The organism is Endozoicomonas sp. ALC013 (genome assembly GCF_049310205.1).
Classification (GTDB): domain Bacteria; phylum Pseudomonadota; class Gammaproteobacteria; order Pseudomonadales; family Endozoicomonadaceae; genus Endozoicomonas.
The window spans coordinates 1-18,254 of record NZ_JBLYNS010000105.1; the positions used below are offsets into that span (position 1 = coordinate 1).

The window sequence follows — 18,254 nt, forward strand, 5'->3', positions numbered from 1 at the left end:
GCCGGAAGGTTTGGCATGACGGCTCGCCTTTATTACCAGCGATGGCTCAGTCAGAGAAGAGTCCGGCAGTGGCGCGATATCCGCTTCCGTGCCGTATTTGGCACGCAGTTCTTCGATCGGACCAAAATCCAGGGCACGCAGCGGGCAGGATTCGATACAGATCGGCTGCTTGCCCTGCTCAACCCGGTCGAAACAGCCATCACACTTGGTCATGACTTTCTTCTCGGCATCAAACTGCGGTGCGCCGTAGGGGCAGGCCATTTCACAGTAACGGCAGCCAACACAGACGTCGGCGTTAACCACCACCAGGCCGTCCTGGTCACGCTTATGCATGGCACCGGTTGGGCAAGCCTTGGTACAGGCTGGCTTGGCACAGTGGTTACAGCTGATGGAGGTGTAGTAGGCAAACACGTCCTGGGCATAGGTGCCGTCTTCGTTCTGAAGCCAGCTACCACCGCCGTATTCATAAACCCGGCGCCAGTTCACGCCAACTTTCAGGTCATTCTCATCTTTGCACGACAGTTGACAGGTTTTGCAGCCCGTACACTTGGCCGTGTCGACGTAAAATCCCAGTTGTTTTATTGAGGGTTGTTTCATCGAACTTTAATTCCTGTCCTGTTATGCCCTGGCAATGTTAACCAGGTTGCTGTGCTGGGGATTGCCCTTGGCCAGTGGCGATGGGCGCTGGGTGGTCAGCGTATTCATACACGCGCCCCGGTCCACGCCACTGCGGTCTGGTGCGTACCAGCTGCCCTGCCCCATGGCGACCACGCCGGGCATAATGCGCTCAGTCACTTTCGCAGCAACACGGATCTCGCCACGGTCATTCCAGACCTTCAGCATGTCACCGTCTTTTATCTTGCGCTTGTGAGCATCAACCGGGTTGATCCACACTTCCTGCCGGTTGGTTTCCCGCAGCACATCGACGTTGCCATAAGTGGAGTGAGTACGGGCTTTAAAGTGGAAACCAAACATTTGCAGCGGATACTGTTCAGCGTGGTCTGCCTCATGCCCTTCCCAGGAAGAAACGTATTCAGGCAGTGCCCGAATAATATCGCTGTCCCCCAGCGTCCAGCTGGAGGCAATATTCGCCAGGCGTTCTGAATAAATCTCAATTTTACCGGAGGGTGTATCCAGTGGATGCTTTTCGGGGTTTTCCCGGAACTCACGGAATTGAACATGAGGTTCACCGGGATTCTTCTGCTTGACAATGCCCTGCTCACGGAAAGTCTCAAAGTCCAAATCCACCAGTGTCGGGTTCATTTTCCGGGATTCTGCATAAATATGACGCAGCCAGGCTTCCTGGTCCCGACCTTCGGTGAACTGTGCTTCTACCCCAAGACGTTTGGCAATTCCGGTACACATGTCATAGACAGAACGGCATTCATACAACGGCTCAACCGCAGTATCACAGAAAATGGTGTAACCCATATTTCCGCAGTACCCGTTAGGGGCGAAATCCGGTTGTTCAGCCGCGGTCAAATCGGGCAGCAGAATATCCGCATAGCGTGCACTGGGCGTCATGTGGTTGTCGATCACCACAATCATTTCACACTGGCTGTCATCCTGGAGAATGTCATGGGTGCGATTGGTGTCCGCATGCTGGTTGATGATGCAGTTACCGGCATAGTTCCAGATAAATTTGATGGGCTGAGTCAACTTTTCTGCACCACGAATACCCGCAGTCAACGCGGTCATTTCATCATGACGGTAAATGGCATCCGTCCAGAGGAACATGGGAATGGACGTTGATACCGGGTTGGTCAGTGTCGGAAAGACCGCAAAGGGCATGGAGTAGCTGCTTTCACGGGCACCAGTACCACCACCGGGAATACCCACATTACCGGTCATTACCGCCAGCATACAGATAGCCCGACTGGCCTGCTCACCATTGGCGGTGCGTTGAAGTCCCCAGCCCTGCATAATATTGCAGGGTTTGGTCATGGCAATTTCACGGGCCAGACGGATGATGGTGTCTGCCGGGACACCGGTTATTTTTGCCGCCCATTGCGGGGTCTTTTCAACACCATCATCGCCTTTGCCCAGAATATAGGATTTCCAGGAAGCGCCTTTCGGTGCGCTGGCAGGCAGTGAGTTTTCATCGTAGCCGATGGTGTACTTGCCCAGGAATTCATTATCCACCAGGTTTTCGCTAATCATCACCCACGCCATACCGGCTACCATTGCGGCATCGGTACCCGGTCGCAGAGGAACCCACTCATCATTGGCACCCAGGACCGTATCGGTCATGCGCGGATCAAAGGTGATCATACGTGCATTACTGCGTTGCCGGGCTTCGGTCAGATGATAAACAATACCGCCGCCACTCATCCGGGTTTCCGCCGGGTTGTTGCCAAAATTGACCACCAGCCTGGTATTCACAACATCTGACGTACAGTTATTATCTACCCAGCTGCCGCCGTACAAATACGGTAAACTCACGGCAATCTGGGCCGTACTGTAATCACCATAGTGGTTAAGATAACCGCCCCAGCAGTTCATCAGACGGGCGATCGGTGTGGCGGCTGGTGGCCAGGATTTGGAAACCGTGCCTCCCAGCGTACCAGTACAATAGTTGAGATAGATGGCTTCATTGCCATACTCTTTTTTGATGCGCTTCAGGTTATCAGCGATGGTGTCAAACGCTTCATCCCAGCTGATGCGCTCAAATCGACCTTCACCACGCTTACCGACACGCTTCATTGGGTATTTCAGACGGTCAGGGTTGTAGACGCGCTTGCGGAAGGAACGACCACGGAGACAGGCCCGAACCTGGTGGTCACCATAGATATCGTCACCGGTGTTATCGGTTTCGGTATGGATGATCACACCGTCTTTTACCTGATGACGCAGTGCACAGCGGGAGCCGCAGTTGACCGTACAGGCAGACCACACTGACTTGATCTCTTCAACCGCAGGTTTGGCCTCTGTCGCAGAAGCTTTCACAGGTAGTGTGCGCGCAGCAACGACTGCCGCACCGCCCGCAGCGGTTCCCCACTTCATAAACGTTCTTCGCTTCACCGTGGAAGCAAGCACTTTATCCACAATTTCTTTCATTGATATCGCCACCCCATCATAAATACTGGTCGTGATCACAGATTGCTCAGACAATTATCAGATTCTGCTTTCCCTGCAGACATAAAGGTGTGAACAAAAAGTGCCGCCAACCAAATGGTGGGCATTATAATTGGACAGTAATTAACCGGCAGATGACCTGAATCAAGACCATGTGATTTAAAGTACAACTACGTACTAACTCAGGAAAACTACATATTTCAGACAGCAATAAAAAAGCCCCATGGCCAAAACCAGGGGGCTTTCAGAAAGACGATCGTCTGCGATCAGGCAGTCAAACTTCTTACGTCTTCTACTGAATCCAGAGTCAGCGCTTCACGGGCCAGGCTCTGGCAGTGCTTATAGTTCAGACTGCGAACACGGGCCTTAACCACCGGGATTGCCGGGACACTGATGGACAGTTCCTGAACGCCCAGGCCGACCAGGATAGGCACCGCATTCGGGTCACTGGCCAGGCTGCCACAGATACCCGTCCACTTGCCTTCTTTGTTGGCTGCTTTCACCGTCATATCGATCAGGCGCAATACTGCCGGGTGAAGACCATCGACCCGTGCCGCCAGTTTTGGATGACCACGGTCAACAGCCAGGGTGTACTGGGTCAGGTCATTGGTACCGATGGAGAAGAAGTCCACTTCTTTAGCAAAATGATCGGCCAGCAGCGCAGCGGACGGCACCTCAATCATAATACCCACTTCAACGGTGACGCCTGTCGTTTCCTGCTCTTCCAGCACCAGTTTTTTCACGGCACGGAATTCATCCAGGGAGCTGATCATCGGGAACATGATACGGGCATGACCGGCATGAGCCGCCTTCAGGATCGCACGAACCTGCTTGCGCAGCATGGTCGGACGGTTAATACCGATACGCACGCCACGTTCACCCAGAAACGGGTTCTCCTCTCTTGGCAGGGGCAGATAAGCCAGAGGCTTGTCACCACCGACGTCCAGAGTACGGATAATGACCGGGCGGTCTTTACCCATAGCGTCCAGAATACCTTCGTAGGCTTTTATCTGCTCATCCATGGTGGGTTCGGTTGCACGTTCCATATAGAGGAACTCGGAACGCAGCAGACCTACCGCTTCAGCACCCATTTTGACCGCTTTTTCCGCATCGTCCTGGTTGGCGATATTGGCAGCGATCTCAACATGATGGCCATCCAGAGTCACCGCAGGCTGGTCCGCCACTTGCAGCGCCGCAGCATGTTCCGCCGCCGCACGTTCCTGGCGGGCAACGGTTCTGTCGATCTCTTCCTGAGTAGGATTAACCAGCATGTAACCCTTGTTGGTGTTCAGGATAACATCGGTACCGTTCTCATACTGACGAACACTGCCCGGTACGTTGACCAGGTAAGGAATACCCAGGGAACCGGCCAGAATCGCCGCATGGGAAGTCGCGCCGCCGTGCAGGGTCACGATACCAATCACGCGCTGGCGATCGAGAGTCACCACTTCAGAAGGCGTAATGTCTTCCAGACAGAGAATGGTGTTTTCCGGCAGCTGATCGGTGCCGCCTTCAACGCCCATCAGGTAACGCAGAACCCGAAGACCAACGTCTTCTACATCGATGGCCCGGGCCGCCAGCAGCGGGTTATCCAGCTTGCGCATTTCATCCGCTTCGGCCAGAAAACTTCGGTGCCATGCCCACATGGCGCTCTTGCCTGCTTCAATCAGTTCACGGGCACGATCACTGATCGCCGGGTCGTCCAGTAACTGCTGATGGGCAACAAATACTTCTGCATGACCACCTACATGATCCGCTTCCATTTTAGTCACCAGCTGCTGCAGGGACTCCCGGGCTTTTTGGATACCGTAGCCAAGCTGACCCAGTTCATCGCTGACACCAACACCCTCTTCCGGGTAGCTGGGCAGTTCATGAACCAGATGGTGCAGCTTGCCAATGGCCATACCCGGTGCCGCTTTAACGCCGGGTAAACGACCATCGGAGCCTTCTACCGGTCCAAGCAGTGGCGCTTCTTCTTCCATGGCTTCATCAGCGCCCGGCAGCACGTCGGCCACGGCTTCACCCAAACCACTGCGGAAACCATCCAGAATGGCTGCCATCGCTTCTTTGGCATCAGGGCCGGTGACGGTGATTTGCAGGTTAGAACCCAGCACCGTCTGCAGCCCCATCAGAGCAGTCAGACTGTTGGCCTTGCACTCTTTGCCAGTGTCTTTGTTCAGAATCATCACATCAGAATTGAAGCCTTTGATAATCTGAATCAGAGTGGCAGAAGGGCGGGCATGAAGACCCAATGGGTTCATCAACACAAAATCGTCTGTCAGGGTAATGCTGTCCTGGCGGCTGTATTTGCTCTCGGTGGACATCTCCTTTTCAGGCTCAGCCCCAATGGCAAATACGGTATCCTGCCCCGCTGTTACTTCGGTACGGGGATTTACCACCACACCGGTTTCCCCGGTGGTGATCATAATCGCGGTCTGCAGGCTGGCCGCCCTGGCTCCGACAAACTCGGGATCAAACGACAACAGCTGCTGACCAACAGACACTTTGTCGCCTATTTTAACGTTGGTCTCAAAGCCTTCACCACGCAGAACAACCGTATCGATGCCCACATGGATCAACACTTCCACACCGGAATCTGTCTTGATCGCCACGGCATGTCTGGCGTCATGGAGCTGGCTGATGGTACCGGCGCACGGTGCCAGTACCACAGAGTCCGTTGGGTTGATCACAATACCGTCACCGATCAGTCGACCAGCAAATACCGGGTCAGTGGATTCCTCGATGGATAACAGCATTCCGGACAGAGGCGCAACCAGTGACAGTTGGCAAGGTTTGCCCTCTTTTTTGACATCTTGATGGGAGAGCGTCATGCAGAAACCTCAACATTGGCAAGATCATCCGTCACCGGGATCTTTTTCATTTCATCAGCAATTATTTCAGCCTGGGGACCGACGACGATTTGCAGGTTCTTGTCACCCACACGAACCACCGCCGCTGCCCCCAGCGCCTTAATACGGTCATCACTGACGCTGGCCGTATCTTTCAGCGTCAGACGCAGGCGTGTGACACAGGCATCAATCTGAGTCACGTTCTGGTGGCCACCCAGCACTTTCAGGCACTGACGGGCGAACAGAGCAGTATCTTTTACTTCCACTTTTTTTTTCACTGTCTCCGTAGAAACAGCCGCCGCTACTTGCTGAGTCTGACGCGACTGGGTAGCACTCAGATCTCCAGTAGCCGCACTTTTCTTTACCTTACCGGCAAAGGGCTGCATCAGCGCCTTACCGAGTTTCTGCAAGTAACCAAAAATGTTCATGATTGATCAACCATTTAATTCTTTACAGTGAGAGTATGTCTCGTTCAGTGTGGCGCGGAATTTTACTGATTTATTTTTCCAAGAAAAATAAAAAAGCAAATACATTGACTCAGATCATTACTTAAAGACATTTTCTACCCGTTGAGCACATTGCCAACCGCCTTTATTTTTCATTAAAAAATAAATAAGCTATGACAACACCCCCTGAGCAGGTTAGAGAAGCCTGGAGTTCACGACATGCGCTTTATACCTCTGAAAAACAAGCCAGCCGTTGGTCGTTGGGCTGCTCGATACATTGTCAGCCGGATCAAGGCATTTAATCCGACCCCTGAACGCCCCTTTGTTCTCGGCCTGCCAACCGGCGGCACACCCATCCCGACATATCAGGAACTGGTTCGTCTGCACAGGGAAGGAGAAGTCAGCTTTGCCCATGTTGTTACCTTCAACATGGACGAATACGTTGGCCTGCCTGCCGATCACCCGGAATGTTACCGAATGTTCATGCACCGCCACTTCTTTGATCATATGGATATCCCGGCAGCAAACATTAACTTTCTGGACGGTAACGCAGAAAATCTGGAAGCTGAATGCCTGCGTTATGAAACAGCGATTAAACATTGTGGCGGTATTGAGCTGTTTATGGGTGGTGTCGGACACGATGGGCACATCGCATTTAATGAACCCGGTTCTTCACTATCCTCCCGTACCCGCCTGAAGACGCTGACCACGGAAACCCGTGAAGCCAACGCGCGCTTCTTTGATCAGGACATCAGCCAGGTACCAAAACTGGCACTTACCGTGGGTGTCGGAACGGTTCTGGACTCCCGTGAGCTGATGATTCTGGCCACGGGTTCTGATAAATCCCGTGCGGTTCAGGCCACGGTTGAAGGATCAGTCAACCATATGTGGACAATCTCAGCCCTGCAGCTTCATCCAAAAGCGACGATGATCTGTGATGACCCTGCCACCCTGGATCTGAAAGTTCGCACTCTGCGCTACTTCCAGGATATTGAGTCTGAAAACATCAGGGACTTTTGATATGTCTGCGGATCTGGTCATCAGCCCGGAAAAGAGTTACGCGCTGGTTAATTTCAAACCGTTAACCGGTGACCCGGAACAGTCGTCGTTTGATACCATCATTATAGAGAATGGCCGAATTTCGGCCATTGGCAAGGCGGAGGATATTGCCGGTGGTCATCAGGGTGCTGATAGCCTGAAAAAAGTAGACATCGGCGGTCTTACGTTAAGCCCTGGTTTTATCGACCTGCAATTAAACGGCTGTGGTGGTGTTCTTTTTCACAGTGATATCGCCATCGATACGCTGGATATCATGCACAAGAACAACCTCCGCTCAGGTTGTACGGCATTTCTGCCTACGCTGATTACCAGCAGTGATGAGGATATGCGACAAGCGGTCAAGGTCACCCGTGAATACATGGCCAGGCATCCGGATCGTGTACCCGGCGTCCATCTGGAAGGCCCTTATCTGAACCCTCAGCGCAAAGGCATTCATGATCCGGACGTCATACGTGCGCCCTCCTGCGCAATGATCGATTTTTTCTGTGACAATGCAGACGTCATTGCCATGGTGACACTGGCACCGGAAGTCTGCCCTGAAGGCACCATTGAAACGCTGAGTAAAGCGGGCATTGTTGTGTCCATCGGCCACACCAATGCCACCTGTGCACAGGCTAAAGCGGCAGAACAGGCGGGGGCAACCTTTGCCACTCATCTGCATAACGCCATGAGCCCCCTGGGCAGCCGCGAGCCTGGTGTGGTAGGTGCCGTCTTTGACAGCCATGCTATGGGTGCCGGTATCATTGCTGACGGTCTTCACCTGTCCTGGGAAAACCTGCGCATCGCCCATCGTCTGATGCAGGACCGTCTGGTGCTGGTGACCGATGCAACCACGCCGACCGGTACGGATATGGCCACCTTTGTCTTCGCCGGACAAACCATCTATCACCAGGATGGCAAGTGCTCCAATGCAGATGGCACCCTGGCAGGCTCCGCACTCACCATGATTGCTGCGGTCGCCAATAGCATTCGGGCAGGGATTGAGCCTCAGGCAGTGATTCGCATGGCTACCGTCAATGCAGCAAAAGCCATTCATATTGAAAGTCAGATGGGCAGCATTGCGGTTGGGCAGTTTGCCAACCTTGCCATTTTCGATGACAACTTTACCCTGCAGGGTACGGTGAGCGGTGGTGAGCTGAAACTACAAAAATGACGACAGTAATTGCTAATCTGGACTTTGTAAAAGAGCGGAACATTTCTGCTGTTTACCAAGCGATTGTTGATCATGGCTCCATCTCGAGAATCCAGATAGCCAGACAATGTCGTCTGGCTGCCGGTAGCGTGACCCGTATCACCCGACAACTGATGGAAGCAGGCCTGATTGTTGAACAGGAACAGCAGACCTCTGAACGGGGGCGTCGGGCCACATCGCTGGCTCCCCGGCAGGGCCAGATCCAGATTCTTGCGGCAAGGGCAGGCAGAACCAAACTCCACCTGGGGTTGTGTGACCTGTCAGGCAAGCTGCTGGCTGAGTACTCAGAGCCAATTCAGCCTTTGAATCAGGTTGAATTTACCAAACAGCTGATTGCCTCACTGAGAAAATTCCTCAAAACCCATAAGAAGTATATTCGTTGTCTGGCCGGTGTTGGCATCACAACGCCCGGGCTGGTCAATTCAGCCAAAGGGATTATTACTTTCATGCCCCACCTTTCGGTCAGCAATCTCCCTTTGGCAGAGCAGGTGTCTGACGCATTGGGGATTCCCTGCTTTATCAACAACTTTATTTCGTCCATGGCGCTGGCCGAGCACCACTTTGGTGTCAGCCGTGGATTTAGAAACAGCCTCTTTGTCAGCGTCCATAACGGGGTGGGAGCCGGTATGATTCTGGACGATAAGCTCTATGAAGGCAGCACCCTGGCCGTTGGCGAGATTGGCCATATTCAGATCGATCCGCTGGGAGAACGGTGTTACTGCGGTAACTTTGGCTGCCTGGAAACCCTGGTCTGTAATCCGGCCATAGAAAAGCGCTGTCATAAGCTGCTGGCGTCGGGTGTTCCCAGTCTGTTAAATAAGAGCCAGACAAAAAAGGCGGATATCCTGGCAATCTGTCATGCCGCGAACGAGGGCGATCAGCTGGCAAATGATCTACTGAAAGAAGCCGCCGGTAACCTTGGCAGGGCAATAGCCATGAGTGTCAACCTGCTGCGACCGGACACGGTGGTGCTTGCCGGTGAGATCTGTGCCGCCGCCACGATTATCCACCCGGTGATCAAACATTGTCTGAAAACGCAGACGGTTTCAATCAATGAAAACCTTGAAACCAGCGTCGTTTACTCAACGCTTTATGACAGCCCATGGTATGGCGGGTTTACCCTGGTAAGAAGGGCGCTTCTGGAAGAGGGGCTGCTATTGAAACTTATCCAGTAAGAAAGCGGGGAAGGGAGATATTGTTACTGTGAGCCAGGCTCGATTTTGCGATGCTATCAGGAAAAAAGCTGGCTGTTAAAGCCAGCAGTCAGTGCATCGAAAGGAACAGTCGTTGGCCATGAGGGCCCCAGCGAAGCCGTGAGGCCTAGGGCTTTGGGCTTTGGGCTTCCATAATTAAACATCTGTCGTTAATTTGGATCATTCAGCAATTCCATTTTCAAATAATCGAACTTATTTAGTAGGTTGTTGTCATAAACTAACGGAGGATATTGCAATGCAACCTATACAAGGCGCTTCATCAGCGGCAGTTACATCGCCGCAGGAACAAACCAACTCTTCAACATCAAATTCAGGTGCCTCACTTGACCCTCACAAAGTCTCCATTGCAGGACTCGATAAAGCAATTGTATTAATGCTGGTTTATAGCAATCGAAATGGCTAAAAGAATAATGAATTCAGCTGAATAGCAATTTGATAAAAACTCCAATAACTAATAAACCAGCTACTGACCATGCGAATAGTTGCCAACGATCTTCATCCATGTCATCAGGTTATAGTTATGAATACGATCCAGAGTGTTCCTTCCAGCTCCCATCCACAGCCTGTTGAGGCGCTGCCTTTGCAGGTTCTGGCGGCACCGGATACCGGGATAAGCGATGGTGATGACCGCTCTAATCCGTTGAACGAGGCATCAGTACTGGCCGCCTGCCGCAATAATAACCTGGTCTGGCTCCGGGAGTTACTGGCCGAAGACCCGGAACTGGCAAAACTGACAGCTCCGTCCGGCGCGACCAACCATCCGGTTTCTCCACTCCATATCACTGCCCAGGGAGGGCATAAGGAGGCTACAGAATACCTGCTGAATACAGCCTTGCAGGGTGTACCGGAGGCAGAAAAGGCTAATACCGCCATCATGCTCATGACGCTCCGTAATAGTAATGGCGTAACCCCGTTTTATCTTGCCGCTCAGAATGCCAATGAGTGGGTCTTGTTAACTTTCCTGAACTACCTGCTGACATTGCCTGAGGCAGATACTGCCAGGGCACTGGTGACGGTCATGAATACTGCCCGTAAAGATGGCCAAACCCCGCTGTGTATAGCGATCAAAAGAGGCGATGACCGGATGGTATGCTGCTTCCTGGAGGTCCTGAAATACTCACCGGAGGCCAAAAGAGCCGATACCATGATCAAGGTGCTGGCCCCTGACAGGCAGAGCGAGGGTAAGGGTGAGAGGCAGCCACTCCATTTGGCTGCCAGCATGGGCAATAGCGGGATCATCAAGTTATTGCTGGAGACTGTTTCAGCGGTACCGTCTTCAGAGCGGAGCAAGGTAGCCAGGGCGGTGGTGAATGCCACTGACGCCCATGGTGCTACGCCGCTAATCATTGCTGCACAAGGCAGGTTTGGCAGGATTGTCCAGTATATACTGGCGGTCATCAGTGAAGTGCCAGAGTCAGAAAGGGCCGGGGTTGGAAATGCGTTGGTGAATACCGCCAACAAAGATGGGGCAACCCCACTCTACGCAGCAACCTCGGTTAAAGACAGGCCTATTGTGTCGATGCTGCTGGCGCATGGTGCTGACCCGGAACAGGTAAAGGTTCGCTGCGCCCCGGGAACATACCGAAGATTGACTCCCCCCCGCCAGATGGCACCAGTACTGGCTGCCTGTAGTAATAATGACCTGGTCCGGCTCCGGGAGTTACTGACCGAAGACCCGGAACTGGCAAAACGGGCAGCCCCGTCCGACGCGACCAACCATCCGGTTTCTCCACTCCATATCACTGCCGGGGGAGGGCTTGTTGAGGCCACAGAATGCCTGCTGAATACGGCCTTGCAGGGTGTACCGGAGGCAGAAAAGGCAAATGTTGCCATCATGCTCATGACACCCCGCCATAGCAATGGCGAGACCCCGTTGCATCTTGCCGCACAGAATGCCAATGAGTCGGTCGTGTTAACTTTCCTGAACTACCTGCTGGCATTGCCTGAGGCAGATATTGCCCGGGCACTGGTGGCGGTCATGAATGCTGCCAGCAAAGACGGCCAAACCCCGCTGTGTAAAGCGATCAAAAGAGGTGATGACCGGGTGGTATGCTGCTTCATGGAGGCCCTGAAAAACTCGCCGGAGGCTAAAAGAGCCGATACCATGATCAAGGTGCTGGCCCCTGACAAACACAATGGGCGCAGGGGTGAGAGGCAGCCTCTCCATTTAGCGGCCAGCATGGGCAATAGCAGGATCATAAAGTCACTGCTGGAGTCTGTTTCAGCGGTACCGCAACCACAGCGGAGCAAGGTAGCCAGGCAGGTGGTTAATGCCACTGACGCTCATGGTGCTACGCCGCTATTCATTGCTGCACGAGGTGGGTTTGCCAGGATTGTCCAGTATATACTGGGGGTCATCAGTGAAGTGCCAGAGTCAGAAAGAGCCGGGTTTGGCAATGCGTTGTTGAATACCGCCAACAAAGACGGAGCAACTCCACTCTACGCCGCAACCTCGGCCAATGACAGGACTGCTGTGTCGATGCTGCTGGAGCACGGTGCTGACCTGGAACAGGCAAAGGTTCGCTGGGCCCTGGGCAAATACAAGAGAAGCCCCCCCCGTCAGGCAGCAGTCCAACGTGGTAACAGGAGTATCGTTGCCTTGATCGATAAAGCGATTCAGTCACGCAAGGCAACGGGGCTTCAGTCAGGAAAGGAACCTGCTGAGACTGTTTAGGGAAAAATTCTTTACGACGATTTTGGGTGAAAACATTCTTTAACGATGAGTAACAGGAAAAATAGCGCCATATAACATAATGACGCTCTTTTTCTTTCTCGTTATTTTGTCAGGCTCTGAATAGCCATTGCACCGACACCTTCGCCATTATCTCTGTCATATCGACGTGTATCTATGACATCTCCTGATATATTAGTTTTAATTGCTCTGCCCCGGACATATTCAAGATTCAGCGTTTCAGAAACCAGTGAACTCGCTTCATCAAGAGACATAAATTTATCAGAATCCTTAATCTTGAAGGTATACATGTTTGGAGGGTATGCGGGCGTAGGATTGTGTGACTCGGGAGGGCTATAAAAACTGCCCATCGGGTTACGGGCGTAATTATATAAAGCCATCAAGACTTGCCCCTTCTCCAAATTCACTATGGAGACTTTATGCCCTCCAAAAGCAGTGCCCGCAGCAGGAGCCTGAGAATCGCAGGAAGTATTTTTTGGAGTAGCCCCAGCAGCCTGGTTTGATAAAGGAGTCATAAATCACAAAAACATGAGTTTTTTTGGTACTTGGTACGACCCCAAAAAAAACAGAAAAGTTCATAAATGGGAATTTAAAATTTCAGACAACTGTAGTTGTCTAACCGGTCAACTACCGGTAAGAGGCTAATTCTGGTTCCAATCTAAAATCCAGGCAGCATAAGACGTGTTCAATTGATGAAAAACCATGCTTTTCGTTGGGACTCATGTTAAAAACAGGCCTATAACAACAATAATCAGGCTCGCCCCATGAATCCGATTGTGTACGCCATACCAATCTTCTTGCTGATGATCCTTGTTGAAGTGATCGCCACCATCATTCGCAAGAAGGATTACTATCGAATTAACGATGCCATAAACAGCCTGAGTACGGGGATGCTTAACGTCACCACGGGTGTTATTTTCAAACTGGGTATTTATACCCTTATTTATAATCATGCAGCGCTCCTGTCACTGGATAGCAACGCCCTCTGGGTATGGGTCCTTGGGTTTGTCTTGCAGGATTTTTTCTATTACTGGAATCATCGCAAAGGCCATGAAATCAACCTGCTCTGGGCCGCCCACTCGGTGCATCACCAGAGTGAGGAGTATAATCTGACCACGGCTCTGCGCCAGACCAGCACCGGCTTTCTGTTCTCATGGGTGTTCTACATTCCCATGGCCATTCTTGGCATCCCGCCTTATGTCTTTTTGACGGTAAGCCTGATGAATCTGCTTTATCAATATTGGGTGCATACCCGCCATATTCCAAAGCTTGGCTGGTTTGAACGGCTGTTTGTTACCCCTTCAAACCATCGGGTGCACCATGCCAAAAACCGGAAGTATCTGGATAAGAATTATGGTGGGGTATTTATTATCTGGGACCGGCTGTTTGGCACATTTATCGAAGAAGATGAAAACTATGAGCCCATCCGCTACGGCACGCTAACGCCTCTGAGAAGCTGGAACCCGGTGTGGGCAAACCTGCATCTTTATACCGGGATGTGCAGGGATGCCTTTAATACCAAAAGCTGGAAAGACAAACTCACACTCTGGTTCAGACGCACAGGCTATCGACCTGCGGACATCGCCTCACCGATGAAGATGCCGGATATTCACGGCTATAAGAACTATAACCCTGACGTCAGCATGGGCTTGAAAGTCTATGCACTGATCCACTTTGCCATGCTTGTGCTGGCAACCACGGTATTGTTAGCCATCAGCCACAACACGCCTTACGGCTTCAATGCACTCTGGACATTTGTTCTTGCACTGAACCTGATCGGTATTGGCTGGTTGCTGGAAAAATTCACCGGATTGATCGTTATTGAAGCCATACGCTTTGTATTTACCGGGGCAACCATCGTTGTATCCAATGGTATATGGATTGATCTGATGCCAGACTGGACCTGGCAGTTTGTTTTAGTCAGCGGAGTTATGTCACTGCTGGTGCTGAAAACCAGTGGTATTGCCAGCCCTTCTGCCTATTCTATGATCCCGGACCCGACTGAAGCCCAGCCTTAATCTTTATTACCCACAGAACACTTATGCCTCCCGGCCTGTCCTGGCCAAGGGGCATATGGAACTTACCTGGCCGTACACAGTCTAAGTTAGAAAACGGCGTTCTCATAATAATTCCCCCCTGACAAAGTCTTTCGATATTTGAGGGCAAATTATTGAAATTTAAGGAATTTAAATAATGATTAACAACACAGTTGAAAATATTACTCATTATGTTAAGGCGGCATTAAAACTGCCGCTTAACATTGTGCGTTGGTTTTGTGGAAGAGTGGTGACCATTGCCCACAATATTTCCAACTTCCTGTCAAAACGATCAGACCAAAATGACAGTTCTGACCTGCAACAAAAGGATATTTCGGATCGTACTGTTTCTTCATCCCACTCTCAGCCTATGTATCATGTAAGGGAGACCGTAACTACTGCAGTTTTTCCTTTTGGCAACCTGGAAAAAATACTGGATTGTCATAGCAGTGACTTTGAATCTGCCGAAGCATTTGCCCAGGAAAAAACGAGGCTTCTGCAGGAAGCGAAGTGGCTTCACATAAAGTGGAATGAGACTGACATGTTATGCCTGAAAATAATCACTAAAACGAATGCTGAAGGGAAACAGGTAACTTGTCATTTGGGCAAAGAAGTTGATCGAACCAACAGCAGAAACTCGTCATGACCGTTGATTCTGCCCATACAACCGATAGGCTTCCAAGGCTGATGCCTCATCCACCAGCATTTTCTCAAATTGCCTCAGCTCCCCGGCCAGGGGAGAAGACGCCTTAGGTGCCTGCAGCTCAATTTTCAGATCATTTTCATGAATGATGGATAACTTGAGATCATGAACAGCCTCAACGTAAGCTTTATCCGCCTGCCTGAAGTCACTGGCAACGTTTGCGGCAACACAGTCCTTGAGACAGTCAACCACCCGAGCCCGCTCTTCAGTCACCCTGGACTGCCCACGGCCCTCCAGCAGGTCCAGCCAGAGCTGCGACTGCTCACAATCCAGCTGTAGCTTGCGTAACGCGTGATCACGGACACCCTCAGCCTTGCCTTCTCCCAGGCGCTGCCAGGCCATTTGATTCTTCTGCTGGACCAGCGCAATCATCGTTCCAATCTTTTTCTGTTTATCAATAGGTTTGAGACGGGAGACCATCTTATAGACAGAGGTTGGCAGAAAGTTTTTTATTCTTGCCAGAAGGCTCTTGTTATTGGTTTTGAGACTCTTTCGGGAAGAAGGCTCAGCCAGCATAACACTTCGGTTCTTGAGGATTTTTTTCAGCTCTTTGAAGATTTTCTTATCTTCGCTGATGGCAGCCGACGCTAACCTTGGGCTGTTATTTACAGAATCCTTTGAGGGATCCTCTGTCGGGCCACCATCAGACGGGTCCGGGTCACTCATTAAACATCCTTATGTTTATAATGACCCCTTAATGATAGTCAATGGCGCATCCACGCGTGGTATTTTTCCACCAGCGACAATACACCCTGGGGTGCATGGGCTTTTTTCCACTCACCCGCAGCGTATTTGTTGGCTTCGCTCAGTGTCGGGTAGATATGAATAGTCCCCAGGATTTTATTAAGACCCAGACCGTGTTTCATGGCACTGATATACTCCGTAATCAGCTCACCGGCATGATAACCAACAATGGTGACTCCCAGAATCTTATCCTTGCCCGGCACGGTCAGCACTTTCACAAAGCCCCGTGCCTCTTCATCCGCTATGGCTCTATCCAGGTCATCAATACCGTATTTGGTCACTTCATAGGCAATGCCCTGTTCCCGGGCCTCCTGCTCATTCAAACCCACTCTGGCCACTTCCGGATCGGTAAAGGTACACCAGGGAATTACTGAGTAATCCACTTTGAACTTTTTGAAACGGCCAAACAGTGCATTCACCGCACAATACCAGGCCTGATGTGCCGCCGTATGGGTAAACTGGTAAGGTCCTGCAACATCGCCACAGGCATAGATATTGGGGTAACGGGTCTGCATGTAGTCATTAACCTCAATGGTTCCCCGCTCAGTTAACTCGATACCCAGCGCTTCAAGGCCAAGATTTGCCGTATTGGCTTTGCGACCCGTGGCAAACAGGGCGATATCAAAGTCAATTTCTACGGTCTGACCGGCAAATTCCGCTGCCAGAAATTGACGCTCGACGCCGGTGTCCGGATCCGGCAACTTATGGAAAGAACGGGCTTCGTGTTTCAGCCTCAGGTCGACGCCATCCTGAATAAACTGATTCATCACCAGTTTTGAAACATCGTCATCTTCACGATGCAACAGCCGGGCTCCGTGATCCACCTGAATAACCTGAACCCCCAGCCTGGTGAAGGCCTGAGTCAGTTCACAGCCAATAGGGCCACCGCCAATCACCAGCATTCGACCGGGCTTCTTGCGCAAGCCCCAAATGGTGTCCGATGTGTAGTATTCGATTTGCTCAAGACCCGGCAGCGGTGGCACATAGGGGCGACCACCACTGGCAATGACAATATTTCGGGACGTGATTCTTTTACCATCCACTGCTACTTCCCAGGGGCTGATCAGCTGCGCGGAGCCACTGATACAGTTAACTCCCAGACCGGAATAACGCTCCACAGAATCGTGGGGCTCAACCTTGCCAACAACCTCCTGAACCCTCTCCATTACTTTGGCGAAATTAACCTGCCCGGACGCATGTTCTATACCGAACTCATCGGCCCGCTTCAGGTAATGGGCCATTTTGGCGGAGCGAATCAGGGCTTTGCTGGGCACACACCCGGTATTCAGGCAATCGCCCCCCATTTTATGCTTTTCAATCAGTGATACTTTGGCCTTGACCGCCGCAGCAATATAGCTGCTGACCAGCCCGGCAGAACCGGCACCAATCACGGTCAGGTTATTATCAAACTGTGCAGGCTGCGGGTAGCTGCGATATAAACGACGACGTCTTAACCACTCCATCACCATTCTGGCAATCCAGGGGAAAATACCCAAAAGTACAAATGAAGCGATCAATGGTGGCGTTAAAATCCCTTCAAGAGACAGCTCCTCCACCAGACCAAGCTGGGCACCGGCATTGACGAAAACCGCCGTGCCCGGGAGCATTCCCAGCTGACTGACCAGGCTGAAGGTCAGGACCCGCATGGAGGTCAGCCCCATCACCAGGTTGATCACAAAGAAAGGCACCGCCGGAATCAGTCGGAGCGTTGCCAGATAAAAGGCTCCGTCCTTGTTCACGCCGTTGTTAATGGTCTCCAGATAACCGGAAAACTTTTGTGCTACCCAGTCTCTTAATAAGGTTCTGGAAAACAGAAAAGCCAGGGTGGCTCCCAGGGTGCTGGCAAAAGAGACCAGCAACACACCATGAAACAGGCCAAAAATGGCCCCCGCCACCACCGTAAGCACTGCCGCTCCCGGCAGTGACAGGCCGGTTACCGCTACGTAGATGATAAAGAAAGCGACAGCCGTCAGTACCGGATCATCACGATAAAGGCCCTGAAAGAAATCACGGGTCAGGTATTGCTGACCGTCCAGGGCGTAAAACGCACCAATTGCTGCGGCCAGCACTGTCAGCAAAAGCCATTTCTTGTTATTCATAACACCTTCCAGTAGCTACAAACATCTGTTTGATACGACAATCCCTGCAAAATCATACGTTTTTTCCCGTATAATGCCAGCCATTATTGTCAAATTAGAAACTGTGGCTGTTTGGCCTGTTGAAGCTTCGTTGCGAGCCGGCCCT

At 51.6% G+C, this 18,254-nt stretch carries 14 protein-coding genes; 7 read left to right on the top strand and 7 right to left on the bottom strand.

Annotated elements, in window-relative coordinates; translation table 11 throughout:
* From ACO6V1_RS16965 to ACO6V1_RS16980, 4 genes are all read right to left on the bottom strand, one after another.
* Window positions 1-597, bottom strand: a 597-nt coding sequence (locus ACO6V1_RS16965) for a DMSO/selenate family reductase complex B subunit (protein ID WP_422467754.1), incomplete at its 3' end; no start/stop codon positions are given.
* Between the two features lie 21 nt (window positions 598-618).
* Window positions 619-3,111, bottom strand: a complete 2,493-nt coding sequence (locus tag ACO6V1_RS16970; RefSeq protein ID WP_422462197.1) for a DMSO/selenate family reductase complex A subunit — start codon at window positions 3,109-3,111, stop codon at window positions 619-621.
* A gap of 230 nt (window positions 3,112-3,341) precedes the next feature.
* Window positions 3,342-5,906, bottom strand: a complete 2,565-nt coding sequence (ptsP, locus tag ACO6V1_RS16975; RefSeq protein ID WP_422449817.1) for a phosphoenolpyruvate--protein phosphotransferase — start codon at window positions 5,904-5,906, stop codon at window positions 3,342-3,344.
* Window positions 5,903-6,352, bottom strand: a complete 450-nt coding sequence (locus ACO6V1_RS16980) for a glucose PTS transporter subunit EIIB (protein ID WP_422449816.1) — start codon at window positions 6,350-6,352, stop codon at window positions 5,903-5,905. Before ACO6V1_RS16980 ends, ptsP begins: the two co-directional genes overlap by 4 nt.
* A 237-nt stretch (window positions 6,353-6,589) precedes the next feature.
* Here ACO6V1_RS16980 and nagB point away from each other — a divergent pair, with 237 nt between their 5' ends.
* The 5 genes from nagB (at window position 6,590) to ACO6V1_RS17005 (ending at window position 12,509) form a co-directional block, all read left to right on the top strand.
* Window positions 6,590-7,390: a glucosamine-6-phosphate deaminase gene (gene nagB, locus ACO6V1_RS16985; protein WP_422449815.1), complete on the top strand. Its 801-nt coding sequence runs from the start codon at window positions 6,590-6,592 to the stop codon at window positions 7,388-7,390.
* Window position 7,391: 1 nt separating this feature from the next.
* Complete coding sequence (gene nagA / locus ACO6V1_RS16990) at window positions 7,392-8,582, top strand: N-acetylglucosamine-6-phosphate deacetylase (protein WP_422462203.1); 1,191 nt, start codon at window positions 7,392-7,394, stop codon at window positions 8,580-8,582.
* Window positions 8,579-9,796 (top strand): ROK family protein, encoded by a 1,218-nt coding sequence (locus ACO6V1_RS16995; protein ID WP_422449813.1) that lies wholly within the window; start codon window positions 8,579-8,581, stop codon window positions 9,794-9,796. Before nagA ends, ACO6V1_RS16995 begins: the two co-directional genes overlap by 4 nt.
* A 274-nt stretch (window positions 9,797-10,070) precedes the next feature.
* Entirely contained in the window at window positions 10,071-10,238 is a 168-nt protein-coding gene (locus ACO6V1_RS17000; protein ID WP_422449812.1) for a hypothetical protein, read from the top strand.
* Between the two features lie 117 nt (window positions 10,239-10,355).
* Window positions 10,356-12,509 carry an ankyrin repeat domain-containing protein gene (locus ACO6V1_RS17005; RefSeq protein ID WP_422462205.1) on the top strand — a complete coding sequence of 718 codons (2,154 nt, stop codon included), beginning with the start codon at window positions 10,356-10,358 and terminating at the stop codon, window positions 12,507-12,509.
* 101 nt (window positions 12,510-12,610) lie between these two features.
* Here ACO6V1_RS17005 and ACO6V1_RS17010 read toward each other — a convergent pair whose 3' ends face one another.
* Window positions 12,611-13,042, bottom strand: coding sequence for a hypothetical protein (locus tag ACO6V1_RS17010; RefSeq protein WP_422449810.1), 432 nt, complete (start codon window positions 13,040-13,042; stop codon window positions 12,611-12,613).
* 249 nt (window positions 13,043-13,291) lie between these two features.
* Here ACO6V1_RS17010 and ACO6V1_RS17015 point away from each other — a divergent pair, with 249 nt between their 5' ends.
* Window positions 13,292-14,545 carry a sterol desaturase family protein gene (locus ACO6V1_RS17015; RefSeq protein ID WP_422449809.1) on the top strand — a complete coding sequence of 418 codons (1,254 nt, stop codon included), beginning with the start codon at window positions 13,292-13,294 and terminating at the stop codon, window positions 14,543-14,545.
* A 175-nt stretch (window positions 14,546-14,720) separates the two neighbouring features.
* On the top strand, window positions 14,721-15,209 hold the full coding sequence (locus tag ACO6V1_RS17020) for a hypothetical protein (protein ID WP_422467756.1): 489 nt from the start codon (window positions 14,721-14,723) through the stop codon (window positions 15,207-15,209).
* Here the strand turns inward: ACO6V1_RS17020 and ACO6V1_RS17025 are convergent.
* Window positions 15,204-15,932 carry a hypothetical protein gene (locus tag ACO6V1_RS17025; protein ID WP_422467758.1) on the bottom strand — a complete coding sequence of 243 codons (729 nt, stop codon included), beginning with the start codon at window positions 15,930-15,932 and terminating at the stop codon, window positions 15,204-15,206. The two genes, ACO6V1_RS17020 and ACO6V1_RS17025, sit on opposite strands and share 6 nt — an antisense overlap.
* Before the next feature lie 38 nt (window positions 15,933-15,970).
* Window positions 15,971-18,109, bottom strand: coding sequence for an FAD-dependent oxidoreductase (locus ACO6V1_RS17030; protein WP_422449806.1), 2,139 nt, complete (start codon window positions 18,107-18,109; stop codon window positions 15,971-15,973).
* Between the last annotated feature and the right edge of the window lie 145 nt (window positions 18,110-18,254).